Raw genomic sequence first — 19,689 nt, forward strand, 5'->3', positions numbered from 1 at the left:
GGATGTGCACATTAGCCATCCATGATGTATGCGCGGGGAGGCTGGATGTCGGAATTGCTCGGTGGCGAGGCGGTCCAGCTGCTCTCCCGGTCTGGCGACGGCGCTGGTCCATCCTGCCTCGGCCCATCCCGAAAACGGCGAGGTGCAGCGTTCGATCCGCGGCTGTTGCGCGGTGGCCGCATGACCAAGTGCAACGGCGAAGCCGCCAGCTATGCGCCGTCCATGGCGCAGCTGGTCACAGCCACCGTTCGCGCGTGGGGCGCCCGGCTTTTGCCGGCGGCGCTGCTGATGGGGCTTGCCGCGGGTTCGGCCAATGGCGCCGACAGATACTGGGATCCCAACGGCACGGCCGCTGGCCGGGGCGGCACGGGCGCCTGGAACACGACGGGGCTTTTCTGGAGCCCGAACAATGACGGCACCAGCGGCCCGTATACTTTCTGGAACAATGGCGCGCTCGACGACGCGATCTTCGGCGACGCCGTCACCGGCTCGGGATTTGTCGGCACGGTGACGCTGGGCGTGCCGATCACCGTGCACAACATGACATTCGAAGACGACACCGTAGCGCCCCTCGTCCAGACCGCGTACACGATCAATGGCAGCACCCTGACGCTCGGGGGCGTGACCCCGACGATCAATGTCATTGGCACTGCAGCCGACGTTGTCACCATCAATTCGGTCATCGCCGGCACCGCGGGGCTGACCAAGACCGGCGGCGGCTTCTTGACGCTCAACGGCGCCAACACCTTCAGCGGGGGCATCACCCTCAATGGCGGCAGGCTGACCGTGAATGGCGATGCGGCGCTCGGCAGTGCTGCAAATGGTGTCACGATGGCGACCGGAACAGCTTTGGCGAGCACCGGGGCGCTCGGCGCTACCCGAGTGGTCACGGTGAGCGGCCAGGTCAGCCTGGTCGATACCGGGGCGGGCACGACCGGCGTCGGCTCGGCTCGTTTCACCGGCACCGGCGGGCTGAACGTCGGCTCCAACGTCAAGATGACCAACGACGCCAACGACTACACCGGCACGACGGTATTTACGGCCACCAACTTCAGCACCAGCACCTACTCCTTCTCCTCCATCGCCGATCTCGGTGTCGCGAGTTCGCTGGGCGCGCCGGTGACGGTCGCCAACGGCACGATCACGGTAGGAACCGCCGGAAACGCCAGCGGCGTCGCAACCTATACCGGCGACGGCGACAGCTCCAACCGCAACTGGCAGCTCAATACGAGCTCCTTTGGAGCCGCGTACATTCGAAACAGCGGTACCGGCCTTCTGACCCTGACCGGCAACATCGCCGGCAGTGGCGGAAACCAAGCCATCCTTTCCGCGCAGACAAGTGACATGGCGCTCTCTGGCGTGATCAGCACTGCCGTAGCCGCGCAGCAAGTGACCTTCGAGGGCAGTAGCCTCGCCCGCACCATCACCGTCACCGGCGCCAACACCTATGCCGGCCAGACCGCCATCAACGGCGTGACGGTGCGTACCAACTCGCTGGCAAATTCAGGCTCCAACAGCGGCTTGGGGACGGGCAGCACGAATTCGCTAATCTCTTTCAGCGCCGGTGCGCTGAGCTATTTTGGCGCCGGCGCCAGTACCAATCGCACGTGGCTGATTTCGACCGCCGGCAACATCCGCAATGACGGCACCGGGGCGCTGACGCTGAGCGGAAGCGTGACGTTCAATGGCGGGCTCGGCCAAGATCTTCTGACCCTCGGCGGCAGTTTTGCCGGCGTGAACACGGTCTCCGGCGTGATTTCCAGTTCGGGTAACGTGATCATGGACGGCGCGGGCACCTGGGTGCTCGCCGGCGCCAACACCTACACCGGCAGCGTCACGGTGCAGAACGGGACGCTTCGCGCCGGCAGCAGCCAGGCCTTTGGCGCGCCGAATGCCGCCATCGTCAATGGCGGCGTCCTGGATCTTGGCGGCAACGACATCACCTTCACGTCGCTCGCGTCGGCGGCCGGCTCCGGCGGCCAGGTGCAAACGACCGGCACGCAAGTGACGGTGAACGGTGCGACCAGCACCAGCTTTGGCGGCGACGTCACCGGCTCGGGCGGCCTCACCAAGCTCGGCACAAGCACGCTGACACTGACGGGCGCAAACAGCTATACCGGCAACACCACGGTCGGCGGCGGCACGCTGGCCCTGAACTTCGCCGGGGCCGGCGGACCGGCCAGCAACATCGTCTCGGGCGCCTCGACCTTGAACATGGCGGGCGGAAAGTTGGTCGTTACCGGCGCCGCGGGCGAGGCCAACACCCAGACCTTCAATGGCCTGAATGTCACCGCAGGCAGCAACAAGGTGACCGCGACTTCCGGCGCCAGCGGCGGCAGCCTCACCGTCAATCTCGGCGCCGTCAACCGCACCGGCGGCCTGATCGATTTCGCACTGCCGGTCAACGGCAACATCAAGACCAGCTCGGCGACCCTGGGCGGCTGGGCCACGGTTAACGGCACCGACTATGCCGCGGTGGACGGCAGCAACAACATCGTCGCCTTCACCGCCTACGCGATCAAGGACAACGCCGCCACCTGGCTGGACGGCGATGTCGTCAGCGACACGGGCGGCGCCGCGAACACGCCTTATTTCGGTACGGTCAGCGGCAGCAAACAACTCGGCGGCTTGAAATACACGGCGGCGGCAAACTCGACGGTGACCGTCGGCGCCGGCAACACGCTGGGCGTGGACGGCGCGATCATCGTATCGTCAGCCTCAGGGACCCAGACCATCACCGGCGGCAATCTGACCGGAGGCGCGGGCGGCAGCGTGCTGGGCGTGCTGCAGAACGGCGGCGGCAGCTTCATCATCAACTCGACCATCGTCGACAATGGCGGCGCTACCACCTTCGTCAGCGGCGGAAGCGGGACGGGGCAGGTCACGCTGAACGGCGCCAACACCTATACCGGCGCCACGACGCTGAGTTCCGGTATCCTCAACGTCAACAGCATCGGCAATGGGGGTGCGGCGAGCGCCATCGGCGCCTCGTCGGCGGCGTCGTCCAATCTGGTGATCGAGAACGGCACGCTGCGCTACACCGGCGCCTCTGCCACCAGCGACCGCGGCTTCACGCTTGTCAATGGCGGCCCGGCGAGGACAATCGACGTCACCAACGCCGCAGCCAATCTGACGTTCACCGGACTTGTCACCAGCCCCGACGATGCCGGCCTCACAAAGGCCGGCGCAGGCACGCTGACGCTGGCCAACGCCGCCAACGACTATGTCGGGGTTACCACGGTCAGCGGCGGCACCCTGTCGGTCAACACGCTCGCCAATGGCGATGCGGTCAGCGGCATCGGCGCCGCTTCGAGCGCTTCGGCGAACCTGGTTCTGAGCACCGGCGGCACGCTGCAATATACCGGCGCCACGGTCAGCACCGACCGCGGTTTCACCCTCGGCAGCGGCGTCGGCGCCATTGACGTGAGCGCCGCTGCGACCACGCTGACGGTAAGCGGCGTGGCTGTCGGCGCCGGCACCCTGAACAAGAACGGGGCCGGGACGCTGGTGCTGTCCGGCATCAACACCTATACGGGCGGGACCACCGTCAACGCCGGCATTCTGCGCGCCGGCTCGTCAAAGGCGTTCGGCAGCACCACTGCCGTGATGACCGTGAATACGGGCGCCACGCTCGACCTCAACAATATCGCCGGCATCGGCGTGGGCGCACTTGTCGGCGGCGGCAATGTGACCCTGGGCTCGGCCACGCTGACGGTGGGCGGCAACAGCGGCACGTTCAGCGGCACCATCAGCGGCGCCGGCGGATTGACCAGGTCGGGCAACGGCACGCAGGCGATGAGCGGCTGCAACAACACCTACACCGGTGTTACCAACGTCGCCGGCGGCACCTTGAGCGTGGACTGCCTGGCCAATGGCGGCCAGGCGAGCGGCATCGGCGCTTCGGGTGCGGCTTCCGGCAATCTTGCGATCTCTAACGCCACGTTCTCCTATACGGGCGGCAGCGTCACGACCAATCGCGGCTTTACCGCGACCGGCGGAGGCGGGTCCAACAGTGCCTTCAACGTGACGGATGGGGCAGCCACGCTCGAGTTTACCGGCGTCTTCGCGGGCAGCGGATTGATCGTCAAAGGCGGCGCCGGCACGCTGATGCTGTCGGGCGCCAACACCTATAGCGGCACAATTTCCGTTGGAGCAGGCATCGTGCGGGCAGGGTCCAGCACCGCCTTCGGCACTGCCGCGATGTCCCTGAACAACACCGCCGGCGTGACGCTGGATGTGAACAACCAGAACGTCAGCGTAACTTCGCTCGCCGGCGGCGGCACGACCGGCGGCAATGTCACCCTGGGCAGCGGGACGCTGACGATCGCCAATCCTTCCGGTCAAAATTACGCCGGCGCCATCAGCGGTACCGGCGGCCTCGCCAAGAACGGCAACGGTGCGCAGACATTTTCCGGTTGCAACAGCAGCTACACCGGTACCACCACGGTCAATGCCGGCACGCTGGCGGTGAGCTGCCTTGCCGACGGCGGCACGAACAGCTCTATCGGCGCTGCCGGCGCGGCCGCAAGCAATCTCGTGATCAATGGCGGCACCCTGCAATATGTCGGCGCGGGGAGCAGCACCAACCGCCTGTTCACGCTTGGCCCCTCCGCCACCAGCGCGCTCGACGCGTCCGGCACCGGCGCGGTCAATTTCACCAATACCGGGGCGATCGCCTTTAGCGGCGTCAACACCTCGCAGACGGTGACGCTGACCGGTATCAGCTCGGCCAACAACAGCCTCGCCGCGCAGATCACCAACAATGGCTTGGGCACGACCTCGCTGACCAAGTCCGGCTCCGGCACGTGGATCCTGAAGAACTCCGCCAGCACCTATACCGGCGTCACCACCATCAATGGCGGCGTGCTCGGCGTCGACAAGCTGGCCAATGGCGGCCAGGCGAGCAGTATCGGCCAGTCGTCCAACCTCGCGTCGAACCTGGTGATCGGCACCGGTTCGACCCTGCGCTATACCGGCGCAGGCGACACCACCGACCGCCTGTTCACACTGTCGACCGGGACCAGCTTCATCGAGTCGTCCGGCACCGGCGCGGTCGTCTTCAGCAACACGGCCGCGGTGACGCAAACCGGGAGCGGTGACCGCACGATCGCGCTCGGCGGCACCAACACCGGCCTCAACACGATGGGCGGCGCCATCGCCAACGGCCCCGGCGGCGTCACCACGCTGGCCAAGAACGACAGCGGCACCTGGGCTCTGACCGGCAATAACACCTTTACCGGCAACACCGTCATCAATGACGGCAATCTGATGATCGGCAATGGCGGCACCACCGGCAATGCCGGCGCCGGCAACGTCATCGTCAATGCCCCGACCTCGACGCTGTCGATCAACCGCAGCGACACCTTCAATTTCACCGGAACGCTGAGCGGCCCCGGCAGCCTGGCGCAGATCGGCGCCGGCACCACGGTGCTGACCTCGGTCGGAAACGCCATCGGCGCGACCAGCGTCAACGCGGGCACGCTGCAGGTGAACGGCGTCCTGACCACGGCGACGATCGCCATGAACGGCGCCGGCACGCTGACCGTGAACGGCACCGTGCAGGGTCCCGGCGCCACGTCGTCGACGGTGACCGGCGATGCCGGGGCGAGCACGATCAACGTCAATTTGGGCGGCACGTTGCTGGCCAATGGCGACCTAGGCGGCGGCAACGACACGGTGAGTGTCAGCGGCACGCTCAATACGGGCGCCGCCGCGCTCAACCTTGGCGCCGGAAACGACACGCTGGTTCTCAACGATGCCGCCGCGATCAGCGGTGTTGGCGTCAACGCCGGCACTGGCGGCGAGAGTGGTGCAGGCGACACGCTTCGGGTGGTCACCGCGATAAATCGCACGCTGCAGGGCGCCAGCGTCAGCGGGTTCGAGAGCCTGGACAAGCAGGGCATCGGAACGCTTACGCTTTATGGTGACCATAGCTACAGCGGCGGGACGACCATCCAGGGCGGGGTGCTGCAGGTTGGCAACGGACCAACGGCTGCCACGCTGAACACGCCAACTGTCGTCAACAATGGCGCTCTCATTTTCGCGCTGAACAACGACTATACCTTCGCCGGAACGATCACCGGCTCGGGAAAAGTGTCGAAGACCAATCTCGGCACGACCACGCTCACCGCGGACAATAGCTACGCTGGTTCGACAAATGTCCTTGTCGGAACACTCATCGTCGACGGCAACCAGTCTGGCGCGACCGGAGTCACCATTGTTGGCGCCAGCGGAACCTTAGGTGGCAAGGGAACGATAGGCGGCAGCGTCAACGTCTCCGGCGCGCTTGCCCCAGGTGCTCCCGGCAACGCCGCCGGAACCCTGACGATCAACGGCAATCTGGGCCTCACCAGCGGCGCGGCTCTCAACTACAATTTCGGCCAGGCGAATGTGGCCGGCGGCGCGTTCAACGACCTTGTCAATGTCGGCGGCAATCTGACGCTGGACGGGACGCTGAACGTGACACAGAGCCCCGGTGGCACGTTCGGCCCTGGCGTCTACCGTGTCATCAACTATGGCGGCACGTTGACGAACAATGGCCTCAACGTCACCGACCCAAATTATGTCGTGCAGACCTCGGTCGCCAACCAGGTCAATTTGGTCAATTCGGCGGGGCTACAACTCAGCTACTGGGACGGCGATGCCGGTCCGCACTCCAACAGCATCGTCAATGGCGGCAATGGCACATGGCGCGCCGCCGGCGACCAGAACTGGACCGACTCCACCGGCCTTTTCGCCGCTCCTTTCGCCAATGCCAGCTTCGCCATCTTCCAGGGCACTGCTGGCACGGTGACCGTCGACAACACCAACGGCCAGGTACAGGCCGCGGGTATGCAGTTTGCCACCAACGGCTATCTGGTCCAGGCCGGCCCGATCGAGCTGGTCGGCGGCGCGAGCATCATCCGCGTCGGCGACGGCACGGGCGCCGGTGCAGCCTACGTCGCGACGATCAATTCGAGCCTGACCGGCAACAGCCAGTTGGTGAAGACCGATCTCGGTACGCTGGTTCTCTCGGGTACCAACAGCTATACCGGCGGCACGACCATCAATGGCGGAACAGTCCGGATCTCGCAGGACGCCAATCTCGGCAACGCCGCTGGCGGCCTGTCGTTTAGCGGCGGCACGCTGAACACGATTGCAGACATCACGAGCGGGCGTGCCGTTACGCTCGCCGGCGCCGGCACGTTCCTGACCAATGGCGGCACGACGACCACATTGACCGGAGGCATCACCGGGGCAGGCGGGCTGACCAAGGACGGCGCCGGCACGCTGGTGGTTGCCGGCGATGCCGCGCATTCGGGCGGCACGACCGTCACGGCGGGCATCCTGCAGGTCGGCAACGGGGCGACGGCCGGCACGCTGGCCGGCAACGTGACCAACAACGCTGTCCTGGCCTTCAATCGTTCGGACAGCCTGACCTTTGGTGGCGCGATCACCGGCACGGGCGCCGTACGGCAGATCGGAACCGGCACCACGGTGCTGACGGCCAACAGCAGCTACAGCGGCGGCACGACGATCTCGGCTGGCACGCTGCAGCTCGGCAATGGCGGCTCTGCGGGCTCGTTCACCGGCGACGTGACGGACAATGGCACGCTGGCGTTCAACCGGTCGGATAACTTCACCTTCGGCGGCACGATCAGCGGCGCAGGCGGCTTGAGGCAGTTCGGCAGCGGCACGACCATCCTGACCGCAAACAACACGTATACGGGCAATACGGTTGTCGATGGCGGCACGCTTTTGGTCGATGGCGACCAGTCGGCGGCCACAGGCCTGACAGCCGTCAATGCAGGTGGTACGCTGGGCGGTACGGGCATCATCGGCAGTAATGTCTTTGTCTTCAATGACGGCGCATTGAACCCAGGTGATGTCGGGGCCACACCAGGAACGCTCACCATCAACGGCGGTCTGAGTTTGCTTAACGGCTCGACCCTCAACTACAATTTCGGCCAGGCGAACGTACCCGGCGGCGCCTTCAACGACCTGACTGAAGTCGGCGGCGATCTCATCCTCGACGGCACGCTCAATGTCGCCGTTTCTCCCGGGGGAACCTTTGGCCCCGGCATCTATCGGGTGATCAGCTATGACGGCGCCCTGTTCGACCATGGCCTGAATATCGGCACCATCCCTTCGCCTGACTTCTTTGTGCAGACATCAATCGATCATCAGGTCAATCTGGTCAACACGGCCGGACTTACGTTGAACTACTGGGACGGCGCGGCCGGACCGAAGAACGACGGTTTCGTCAATGGCGGGGACGGGCTCTGGCAAGCTTCGGCCGGCAACGACAACTGGACCGACAGCGCCGGTATCGTCAACGCTCCCTTCACCAACGGCGCGTTTGCCATTTTTGCCGGTACGGCGGGAACCGTATCGGTCGACAACAGCCTGGGTGGCGTCAGCGCTTCCGGAATGCAGTTCGCCACGGGGGGCTACCTGATCCAGGGCAATGACATCGCCCTGGTCGGTCCGCAGTCGATTATTCGCGTCGGCGACGGCACGGCTGCCAGCGCGGCCTACAGCGCGACGATCAGTTCGAACCTGACCGGCAACACCCAACTGGTGAAGACCGATCTCGGCACATTGCTTCTGGCCGGGACCAACAGCTACACCGGCGGCACGGCCATAAACGGCGGTACGCTGCAGGTATCGGACGACGGCAACCTGGGTCCGCGGCCGGAGCGCTCAGCTTCGATGGCGGCACGCTGCGCAACACCGCGGCCTTCAGTTCCGCCCGCGGCGTGACGCTCAATGCCGGCGGCGGCACCTTCGAGACCACTGCCGATCTGACATTGTCGGGCCTGATCGGCGGCGCGGGCGGGTTCACCAAGACCAGCGGCGGCGCGCTTACCCTCACCGGCGCCAACAGCTACACCGGCCCGACCACGGTCACGGCCGGCAGCCTGTTCGTCAATGGCAACCAAAGCGGGGCAACCGGGCTCACCTCGGTCCAGAGCGGCGCCACGCTCGGTGGCACCGGCACGCTCGGCGGCGACGTTACAATCGCCGACGGCGCCACGCTGTCTCCCGGTGCGGCCGATGGCACTCCAGGCACGCTCGCGGTCGCCGGCAATTTGTCGCTCTCGGGCGGCTCGATCCTGAACTACAGCTTCGGCCAGGCGAATGTTGCAGGCGGCGCGCTCAACGACCTGACCACGGTCGGCGGCAATCTGGTGCTTGACGGCACGCTCAACGTCTCGGTTTCGCCAGGTGGCACGTTCGGCCCCGGCGTATACCGGGTGTTCAACTACAACGGTACCCTGACCAATAACGGGCTGTCGATCGGGTCGATCCCGTCGACGGACTACTTCGTCCAGACGGCAATCGCCAACCAGGTGAACCTCGTCAACACTGAAGGGCTGACACTGAATTACTGGGACGGGGCTGCTGGTCCGAAGTTCAACGGCGTCATCGATGGCGGCGACGGTGTGTGGCAGAACTCGACCGGCAACGACAATTGGGCAGACAGCACAGGCGCGGTCAATGCCCCCTTCACGGACAGCGCATTCGCTATCTTCGCGGGCGCGGCAGGCACGGTAACGGTGGACAACGGCCTCGGCCAGGTCGCGGCTTCCGGCATGCAGTTCCTGACCGACGGCTATGTCATCCAGGGCGGTCCCGTCGCGTTGGCCGGCGGACCGACATCGACCATCCGTGTCGGCGATGGCACGGCGGCCGGAGCCGGCATCACGGCCACCATCGCCGCGCAGCTGATCGGCAACACCCAGCTGGTCAAGACCGATCTCGGGACGCTTGTGCTGACCGGCACCAACAGCTACACCGGCGGCACCGCGATCAATGGCGGCACGCTGCAGGTCTCCGCCGACGGCAATCTCGGCGATGCGGTCGGCGCTCTCGCTTTCAACGGCGGCACGCTGCACACGACGGCGAGCTTCAACAGTGGCCGCGCGATGAACCTTCTCGGCCAAGGCACGGTGCTCACCGACGCCGGCACGACGCTGACGTGGGACGGGACCCTGGCCGGCGCCGGCACCCTGACCAAAAGCGGCACGGGGACGTTGGCCATCGCCTCGGACAGCTCGGGCTTTGCCGGCACGACCTCGATCGATGCTGGTACGCTCGCCGTCTCGGGCAGTCTGTGCGGCATCGTCAATGTGAACGCGGGCGGCCGTCTCCAGGGCACCGGCACTGTTTGTGACACCAACAACTTCGCCGGCGGCGTTATCGCGGCCGGCAATCCCGGCGTGCCTGGCACGCTGACGGTAGCCGGCAACTATGTCGGCAATGGCGGCGTGCTGGAGATCGAGACTGTGCTCGGCGGTGATGCTTCACCCACCGACAAGCTCGTGGTCACCGGCAATACGTCGGGCGCCACCGATCTGAAGGTCGTCAACCTGGGCGGCGGCGGGGCGCAGACTGTCGAAGGCATCAAGGTGGTCGACATCGGCGGGGCCTCCAACGGCACGTTCAGCCTGGTTGGCGACTATGTCTTCCAGGGCGACCAGGCCGTGGTCGGTGGGGCCTACGCATACAGGCTCTACAAGAACGGCGTCAGCACACCGGCCGATGGCGACTGGTATCTGCGCTCGGCCCTGGTCAACGGCGATCCCGATCCGCAGCCGCTCTATTCGCCCGGCGTGCCTCTGTACGAGGCCTATGAAGGGGTGCTGCAGGCCTTCAATGAACTGGGCACCATGCAGCAACGCATTGGCAATCGGTCGTGGGGCGAGGGTGCTACGCCGCAAGGTGCGGACCTGCCAGGCCAGGGCTCGGTCGACGGCAAGGCGATATGGGCGCGCATCGAAGCTGCCCATGCCGAGATCAAGCCGGAGACGTCGACCTCCGGCACGAACTATGACGTGACCACCTGGAAGCTGCAGGCCGGCGTCGATGGCCTGCTGCACGAAAGCGACGCCGGTACCCTGATCGGAGGGATTACGGCCCACTACGGAACCGCGTCGTCGGACGTGTCCTCGATCTTCGGGGCAGGGTCGATCGCTGCCACCGGCTACGGCGTCGGCAGCACGCTCACCTGGTTCGGCAGCGGTGGCTTCTACGTCGACGCGCAGGCCGAGGCGACATGGTATGACAGTGACATCCGGTCGGCCACGCTGGGCACCACGCTTGCGGACGGCAACAACGGTTTCGGCTACGGGCTGAGCATCGAGGCCGGACAGAAGATCGCCCTCAACGGCAACTGGTCGCTGACGCCCCAAGCCCAGCTTGCCTATTCGTCGGTCGACTTCGACACGTTCACGGACCCGTTTGGCGCCGTCGTGTCGCCCGGCAGCAGCAACAGTCTCGTCGGCCGCCTCGGCCTCTCCGCGGACTATGAAGACCAGTGGGTGGACGATGCGGGGCAAGTCAGCCGCACGCACATTTACGGGCTCGGCAACCTTTACTACGACTTCCTCGACGGAAATGATGTCGATGTGTCTGGCACGAAACTGGTCAGCGAAAATCAGGCGCTGTGGGGCGGTGTCGGCCTTGGTGGCTCGCTGAGCTGGGCGGACGGTCGCTACGCCGTCTTCGGAGAAGGGACAGCGCGGACAAGCCTCAAGGATTTTGGCGATAGCCACGCCCTGGGCGCCAAGCTCGGGTTCGCTGTGAAATGGTAGCGGCGATCGAGATGGACATGTCGACCTTGGCTTGAGGGTCGGGTCCGGCAAGGCTGCCGAGGTCTATGGAATCCGGACTTGCGGTCATCCGGCTCGTCGGCCCTGGACGTTTCCTTACCGGCTGCCGGCATCAAATACCAGGCTCGCATCCGAAGCACCCTGGCGCTCGATCACAGGGATGCCAGCGCGCTGGACATGCGCTCCAGCCCTTGCCGCAACAGAGGACGCGGGCAGCCGACATTCAGGCGGATGAAGCCTTCGCCGCCAGGCCCATAGACGCGGCCGTCGTAGAGATTAACCCCGGCCCGATCGACAAAGAACTTCTGAATTCCACCCACTCGGCGATCGAGCGCGCACGCGTCCAACCACACCAGAAACGATGCGTCGGGCCGCATGGGCGTGATGCCTGGAAGGTGTTCACCGGCGAACTCGCAAACCAGATCGATGTTGCCGGCGATGTAGCGCGTGAGTTGGTCGAGCCACGGCGCGCCGCTGCTGTAAGCAACCTCCAAAGCCAGGCGGCCGAAAAAGTTCGCATTCACCATGAATGACGCCTGCATTGCGGCAAGAAGCGCCCCGCGGCGCTTTTTGCTGGCTACCGAAATGGTTGCCGAAGGAACCCCGGCAAGATTGAAAGTCTTCGTTGGAGCGGTGCAGATGAACGATTTCTCGGCAGCATCTTCCGAGATGGAGGAGAAGACGATGTGGGGGCGATCCGACAACCTTATGTCGCAGTGAATGTCGTCGGATATCACCAGGATCCCATGACGCTCGCAGATGTCGTTGAGCGCCGCCAATTCTTCGCGTGTCCAGGCCATTCCGGCAGGGTTGTGAGGATTGCACAGCAGGAATGCCTTGGCGCCGCCGGCCGCCAGTTTCTCGAAATCCTCGAGATCGAGCTCATATCTGTTGTTCTGCAGCCTCAGCCGGTTCGTAAGCAGAACGCGGCCGTTTCCCTGAACCACTTCGAAATAGGGCGAGTACACGGGCGACTGCACAATGACGCCGTCACCGGGCTTGGTGAAGGTTCGCAGTATCGCATCCACCGACGGCATGATCGCCGGCGCGGGAAGCAAGGTCTCCAGTTTCGGCGACCAGTTGTGCCGGTGCGCGAACCACGATTGCACGATCTCATAGTGGCGCGGATCGCGGCGTGTGTAGCCGTAAATGCCATGCTCCGCGGCCTCGCGCAGTCGCGCGATGACGGTTTCCGGAGCGCGGAAATCCATATCCGCCGTCCACAGCGACAGCAGGTCCTGGCCCTCGACCTGAGGCGAGAACTCGTCCCACTGGTTGGCCCATTTGACGGATCCGAACTGCTGACGGTCGTGGATCTGGTCGAAATCTATTCCCGCGATATGTCGCTGCCCAAGCGCCGATGCGGGCGTGTCTGCACAAGCCATTTGATAGTCACCTTGCCGCGGGCATTGCTTGTGGCATCATCATCGCCTCCTAGGATTTGTGGCCACGCGCCAATTGGCGCTCCATAGATTGCGAGTAACGCGACATGCCGAAGCAAAAGCTCCAGTAGACCAACCCCGCAAAGAGGTAGCCGGTTGATGAGATCGTCGGGCCTGCCCAGTTCGGATCGACGCGCGCCGTTTCGACGGCCTTCAGGAAATCCGCGATGCCGACGATGGCGACCAGAGTCGTGTCTTTGAACAGACCGATGAAGGTCGAGACGATACTCGGTATGACGATCGTCAACGCCTGAGGGAGGACGATCAGGCGCATCATGTCGAAGTAGCCGATCCCGAGCGCCTTGGCCGCTTCGTGTTGGCCCTTCGGGATCGCCTGAAGGCCGGCTCTCACGACCTCGGCCATATAGGCGGACGAGAACAACGCTATCGCGATGAGCGGGCGCAACAGACGATCAGGTGTCAGATAATCCGGGACGAAGAGCGGCATCATGAAGTTCGCCATGAACAACACTGTGATAAACGGCACGCCGCGGACGACTTCGATGAACGTGACGCAAACCGTCTTGACGAAAGGGAGTTCCGATCTGCGTCCAAGCGCCAGGATAAGCCCGATCGGTAGCGAGAAGACGATACCCACGATCGACATCAGCAACGTGATCAAGAGACCGCCCCAGAGCGTCGTATCGATGACAGGCAAATGAAGCCAGGCAACGCCGCGCACGAGAACGAACGCGGCCACGGGGTAGACGAGGAAGAACAGCAACGCCGCCATTTTGCGCCGCGGAGCCTTCGTCCACAGGAGCCAAACGATGAGGATGGCGCCGATCGCCTGCGCAAGGTCCACGCGCCACCGCTCGGAAACCGGATACGCGCCGTATCGCAGGTAGTCGAACTTCTCGGCGATGAAAGGCCAGCAAGCCCCCTGGCTGTTCGCACGGCAAGCTTCATGGCCGCCGCTCCAGACCGCGTTGAAGATCGCAAAGCTCAGGAAGTGATGCAGCAGCCACGCGGCTAGGAGGACAAAGCATATTGTCAGCGCGCCTGAAGACGGCGTCGAAAACAGGTTCTTTTTCATCCAGCTCACTGGACCCGGTCGAACGTCCGCGGGAGGCGCCATGGCTGGTATGAGTGCGCTGATCACAACTGGCGAACGCATGGACTGATCGCTCACCCGTCACCTCTCAACGATTGCAAAATGTTGGTTGCACGCGTTCATGGCCAATGACGTGGCAAGGGAGATAACGAGATAGACCGACAGGGTAATCGCCATGACCTGGACGGCGGCTCCGGTCTGGTTGAGCACCGTGCCTGCAAAGATCTGAACGAGGTCGGGATAGCCGATGAACACGGCAAGCGACGAGTTCTTGATGAGATTGAGATACTGGCTTGTCAAAGGGGGAATGATGATGCGCAGCGCCTGGGGAACGACGACCAGACGAAGCGTCTTGCCCGGCGCCAGCCCCAGCGCATGCGCAGCCTCGGTCTGGCCCTTTGGCACTGCCTGGATTCCACCTCGCACGATCTCGGCGATGTATGAACCGGTGTAGACCGACAGACCGATCAGGAGAGCGGCAAACTCCGGATAGAGCTGATGCCCGCCTTGAAAATTGAAACCCCGCAGCTGCGGAGCGACGAACGAGACCGGCTCGCCAGCCGCCAGGAAAAGGACCAACGGAAATCCTGTCAAGATCGCCAGACTGACCAGAAGCACCGGCAGCTGCTTGCCCGTCCGTCTCTGGACGCTCCTGGCGCGAAACCAGAATGCAACGCAGCAGGAAATGGCCGCAACGAATGCCAGGCCCACCAGACCCGCTCCCGGATGCAAATGAATCTCCGGAACGATGAGGCCGCGATTGTTGAGGTAGATGCCGCCGGGAATGGCGATGGACGCCTTCGGCGAGGGCAACGGCTTGAGGACGGCGTTGTACCAGAACAGCAGCTGCAGCAATAACGGAACATTGCGCACAAGCTCGACATAGGCGGTCGCCACCTTCGAAACGATCCAGTTCGGCGACAGGCGGGCAACGCCGATGACGAAGCCAAGCAAGGTCGCAAACAGGATTGCGAGGACACTGACGTAGAGGGTGTTGACCACTCCCACCCAGAACGCCTGACCGTAGCTGGACAATGCATCGTACGGTATCAGGGTTTGATTGATGTCGAAGCCGGCAGACTCATTCCAAAAGTCGAATGAGAGCGGAATCCCCCGGACCCGCATATTCGATGCAGTCTGCATGCCGATGCCCAGGGCCAAGGCCAGCAGGCAGCCGGCGAGCAAGAGCTGGTAGAAGATGCCCCGCACCTTCGTATCGTGCAGCGACAACCTCCTGCGCGACGGCGCGGGAAGCGACAAATGGGACATGGGCTGTTCCTATCGGGTCCGTGCAAGGCGCTGACGGTAACACGCCAGCGCCTTGCAACCATGCCTTTGCCTAAAGCGCGTCGGGTTTGAACGGACTCAGGCGACGCGCTTTAGGGTCTTCGGTATGCATGTCGTTGTCTCAAAACCGGGGCCATTTTTGAGCGACATGCGTTAGCGGATCGGCGGAGCGTACTGAACGCCGCCTTTGTTCCAGAGCGCGTTCATGCCGCGCTCCATTTTCAGCGGCGAATCCTTGCCGACATTGCGATCGAACACTTCGCCGTAATTGCCGACCTGCTTGATCACCTCGACCGGCCAGTTATCGCCGAGCCCGATGTCCTTGCCTATGCTGCCTTCCACGCCAAGCAGGCGGCGGATGCTGGGATTGTCCGACGATTTCATGGCATCGACGTTCTTGGAGGTGACCCCGTATTCCTCCGCGGCCACCATGACGTAGAGCGTCCACTTCGCCACATTGAACCACTGGTCGTCACCCTGCCGCACCGCCGGGCCAAGCGGCTCCTTGGAGATCAGCTCGGGAAGAACAATGCTGTCGTCCGGCTTGGCCATGCGAAGCCGCGACGCGTTCAAGGTGGAGGTGTCCGCGGACAAGACGTCGCAACGCCCCTCCTCATAAGCCTTCACCACAGCTTCCTCGTCCGCGAAACCAACCGTCGTGTACTTGATCGACTGCGAGCGAAAATAGTCGGCAAGGTTCAACTCGGTCGTGGTGCCCTGGGTGACGCATATCGATGCGCCGTCGAGCCCCTTGGCCGACGTGATGTTGTCGGCCTTGCGCACCATGAACCCCTGGCCGTCATAGAAATACGTGCCGGCAAACAGTATGCCTAGCGACGTATCGCGGGACGATGTCCAGGTTGCGTTGTGCGCGAGAATGTCGATCTCTCCCGACTGCAAGGCGGTGAAGCGATCCTTTGGCGTCAATGGGATGAACTTGACCTTTTGCGCATCCCCGAGCACGGCAGCGGCCACGGCGCGACAATAATCGACGACAAATCCGGTCCATTTGCCTTCATTGTCGGGGAGGCTGAAGCCAGCCGTGGCCGAATTTGTGCCACAGGTCAGCACGCCATTTTTCTTGACATTGTCGAGGGTTGCGGACCACGCCGAGGAGGCGGTGCACGCGATAGCGAGGGCAAGTAGGCCCTTGAACGTTGATCTCATTTCGGCATTCCCCTGTTATTGTTGAAGGGAATGTGCTCTCCAGGTGAACTATTCGTCAAATCGATTGTTCTCATGGTCAAAATGAGCGCCCTTCATAATTGCGCGGCACCCGCTCGCAGGTACAAAGGCGTTCGAGTGGTGAAACAGACGATAGCGCGCGCGATCTATTTTACGGCGGATCCCGGTGTTCCGACCGTGCCTTGGTGTCTCTTGGTCCGCGATTCGTTGTAGATTCCCACGATGATTTCCCGGAGCCACCTGGTTCCCGGGTCATTCGCCATCTGGCGGTGAACAATAAGCCAGGCATTCACATTCGCTATCGGAAGGGGTGGCGGGACCAACGTCACCTCACTCCTCTCATCCAGCATTTGCAGGATGGCATCACCGCAATGGGTAATCAGTTCAGTGCCGCGAAGCGCCCAGGGCAGCACCGGATAGTTCGAGATGGTCGCAACGACATTGCGGCGAAGACCCATCTGTTTGAGGGCGGCATCCGCGAGGCCTTCCGCCAGGCCATCTGCGGAAATCTGGAGGTGAGAACTGGCCAGATAGGTTTCCAGCGTCATTGCGCTTCTGGCGATCTTGCTTCCGCTCCACACCGCGCAAAACAATCGGTCCTGGCCAAGCTCCACCTTCAAGAGACCTGGGTCGTCGCGTATCGCTGCTCCCGTCAGCGCACAGTCAACTTGTCTCAAATAGACCGATGAACCGATTTCGGGTCCGTTTGCGGGAATGACATTCAGCGTCGCGCCAGGAGCTTGCCTGGAAAATTCTCGAATGAGGCCCGGGATGAAAACCATGGCATGATAATCTGTAAGCCCAACTCGAAAGTTGCGTCGCGTCGTTGCTGGATTGAAGATCTGATGCCGGTCGATCGATGCGCGGATCGTCGCGAGTGCGGCGGAAATATTCGACAGCAGCTCAACTGCCCGGGGAGTTGGCCGCATCTCGCCGCCATCTCTGGTGAACAATTCATCCTGCAATAGATACCGAAGCTTCGACAGGGAGTGGCTTACAGCTGATTGTGTTCTGCCCAAATCGGTAGCCGCCCGCGTCACGCTCCTTTCCCGCATCATCACGTCAAAGACCCGCAATAGATTGAGGTCGATATCGTTATAATTCATGGAATTACCTCATCTGCGACCTGAGACCGCACCAGGCGGCACTAACGCGTTGGTTGCGACGGTGACAGATGGGGCACGAAGAGTGAAGACAGAGGTCCGGCTACGCCTTTGAAACTCTGGCGGTTGAACAGGTGACGGCGACCGCCGGATCGCTCCGCGGCATTTCTGCGCCTGGCTTGGCGAGCAAGCCGGCAATCCGCCATGAACCCAGGGCGAGCATGTGAAGTAAAGTCAGCCGCACCCGCTGGGATGGAAAATCGCAGCGGTTTCAATGGCTTGATAATGGCGGAGAGAGCGGGATTCGAACCCGCGTTACGGTCTCCCGTAAACACACTTTCCAGGCGTGCGCCTTCAACCACTCGGCCACCTCTCCGTCCTTGCATTCGCGCCCGGCCGGTTTTGCCACGCGGGTTGGGGAGATGCATCCCTTTGGGATTTGCGGGAAGACCCGCTTGATGGACACCGCCAACCAGCGGATGCCCTTCCCGGCGCCCGTCAATCAAACAGGCGCGGGGCTCATCTAGTCGATCCGGCGCCGAATGCCAAGCCATAACGGCAGTCTATTCGCTTTGCCGGCCATGCATCGTTTCGCGGGGCGTTGAACGGCTCCGCTTCTAAGGCGCTTCGGTTCTGAATGGTGTGCACGGGCAAGGCGGCAGGGCCGGCCGCGCTTGACTTCGCCCCTCGCCACCTGTCGAGTGCGGCGGAGGCTTTGCGGGGGCAACGTCCAGACGTGACATCGAGCAATGAACAGCCGGCCAGCGGAACGCCGGCCGGAGGCATGCCAGGCGGGCTGACGCCCGCAGGGCCTCCGGACAGCGGGCTGTCCTTCGTGCCCGTGGTCTGGCTCCTCTTCGTCATGGCATGGTCGGTCTACTGGCTGGTCTCGGCGCGGTGGCTGTTCGAGAGTTCCGGCGTGCCGGACAGGATCTTCTATTTCGTGCTTGGCGGACTGGTCTTCGACATCGTCACCATCGTGTGGGGGCTTTATCTGCTCGGCCTCGCCTTCAGCCGTTCCGCGCGCTTTCCGCGTCATTTCACCATCTGGCAGATCACCACCATCGCCTGGCGGCTGGCCGAGCAGGTCTATGCGCTGACCGTGCCCGATTTCACCGTCTCCGCCAGGGAGCTTGCGATCGCCGCCACCGAAATCGTCATCGGCCTGTTTTGCATTTACCTGCTGCGCCGCCGCGACGAGGCCAAGGCCTTTTATGCAAGGCCGGAAGCGCAGGCACCGTCAGCCTTTGGTTCGATCGTCGCCGCGCTGGCCGGCATCATCCTCGGCGCCGTCGTCGGCACTGTCGCCGGCTTCGCGCTTGGCGCGGGGATCGCCGAAGCCACCGACATCAGCTGTTTCGAAGGCGGCTGCGGCTACTTCGCGGTGTTCATCGGCCTTGCCGGGCTGGTGGTCGGGGCCATTGGCGGCGGCGTCCTCGGCGTCTGGCTCGTCCATCGGCGGAGCCGAAAGGTGGCCATATAGGCGGGCGATAGGCTTCAAATTCGCGTATGGCGATTGCACGCGGGGCGTGCGCATTCTATTCCTCGCCTTTGACCGGAAGGTCCTCGGGAGGAACTTGAGGACCGGGGAAGATTTCGATGTTGCGTTTTTTGTTTCGCCTCGCGGCCATGATCGCACTCTCGGTCGCCGTCATCATGGCCGTGCTCGACGCGACGCGCTCGGTGGCGGCTTCCACATTGGTCATGACGCCGCTGAATTCGAGCTGGCTGGCGGTTTCGCCCGACACCCGCGCGGCCTTCGAGACCTTCGTGCGCGCCAAGGTCAATCCGATGATATGGGATGGCGGCATCGCCTGGGTGCTTGCCCAGCCGGGGTTTGCCGTGTTCGCGGTGCTTGCCTTCATCCTCTATGCGATCGGCTACCGGCGCCGGCGGCGCGGCGGAGAATTCGCGCCGGGCTGATGGGTTGTCCCAGCGGACTTGCGACGACAACGCGGCAATCGTCCACAGCTGTCACCGCATTGGGCATGTTTTTCCAACGGGGGGCATGCTTTTCCAAAAGG

The 19,689-nt window shown here is 63.5% G+C and carries 7 protein-coding genes, 1 tRNA gene and 2 pseudogenes; 4 read left to right on the forward strand and 6 right to left on the reverse strand.

What is annotated here, in order from left to right:
• Positions 1–45 precede the first annotated feature (45 nt).
• Both NKJ80_RS29865 and NKJ80_RS29870 read left to right on the forward strand, forming a co-directional pair.
• Positions 46–8,607: pseudogene (locus NKJ80_RS29865) on the forward strand (beta strand repeat-containing protein); the annotation flags it as partial.
• Between the two features lie 146 nt (positions 8,608–8,753).
• Positions 8,754–11,576: pseudogene (locus NKJ80_RS29870) on the forward strand (autotransporter outer membrane beta-barrel domain-containing protein); the annotation flags it as partial.
• Between the two features lie 170 nt (positions 11,577–11,746).
• Here NKJ80_RS29870 and NKJ80_RS29875 read toward each other — a convergent pair.
• The 6 genes from NKJ80_RS29875 to NKJ80_RS29900 form a co-directional block, all read right to left on the reverse strand.
• The gene (locus tag NKJ80_RS29875) at positions 11,747–12,979 is read right to left on the reverse strand and encodes a MalY/PatB family protein (protein ID WP_352498868.1); all 1,233 of its coding nucleotides are present in this window, start codon (positions 12,977–12,979) and stop codon (positions 11,747–11,749) included.
• A gap of 49 nt (positions 12,980–13,028) precedes the next feature.
• Positions 13,029–14,153, reverse strand: coding sequence for an amino acid ABC transporter permease (locus NKJ80_RS29880; protein ID WP_502902250.1), 1,125 nt, complete (start codon positions 14,151–14,153; stop codon positions 13,029–13,031).
• 18 nt (positions 14,154–14,171) lie between these two features.
• Positions 14,172–15,359, reverse strand: coding sequence for an amino acid ABC transporter permease (locus NKJ80_RS29885; protein ID WP_352498869.1), 1,188 nt, complete (start codon positions 15,357–15,359; stop codon positions 14,172–14,174).
• Positions 15,360–15,530: 171 nt separating this feature from the next.
• Positions 15,531–16,544 carry an amino acid ABC transporter substrate-binding protein gene (locus tag NKJ80_RS29890; protein ID WP_023671115.1) on the reverse strand — a complete coding sequence of 338 codons (1,014 nt, stop codon included), beginning with the start codon at positions 16,542–16,544 and terminating at the stop codon, positions 15,531–15,533.
• Between the two features lie 164 nt (positions 16,545–16,708).
• Positions 16,709–17,668 carry a LysR family transcriptional regulator gene (locus NKJ80_RS29895; RefSeq protein ID WP_352498870.1) on the reverse strand — a complete coding sequence of 320 codons (960 nt, stop codon included), beginning with the start codon at positions 17,666–17,668 and terminating at the stop codon, positions 16,709–16,711.
• 283 nt (positions 17,669–17,951) lie between these two features.
• Positions 17,952–18,041, reverse strand: a tRNA-Ser gene (locus tag NKJ80_RS29900).
• Positions 18,042–18,401: 360 nt separating this feature from the next.
• On the opposite strand from NKJ80_RS29900, the gene NKJ80_RS29905 reads away from it, so the two are divergent.
• Positions 18,402–19,148 carry a hypothetical protein gene (locus NKJ80_RS29905; protein ID WP_352498871.1) on the forward strand — a complete coding sequence of 249 codons (747 nt, stop codon included), beginning with the start codon at positions 18,402–18,404 and terminating at the stop codon, positions 19,146–19,148.
• A gap of 116 nt (positions 19,149–19,264) precedes the next feature.
• Positions 19,265–19,588: a hypothetical protein gene (locus NKJ80_RS29910; RefSeq protein ID WP_023683176.1), complete on the forward strand. Its 324-nt coding sequence runs from the start codon at positions 19,265–19,267 to the stop codon at positions 19,586–19,588.
• Positions 19,589–19,689: the final 101 nt, after the last annotated feature.

This window comes from Mesorhizobium sp. M0030 (genome assembly GCF_040323695.1).
In the GTDB taxonomy this organism is placed as follows: Bacteria; Pseudomonadota; Alphaproteobacteria; order Rhizobiales; family Rhizobiaceae; genus Mesorhizobium.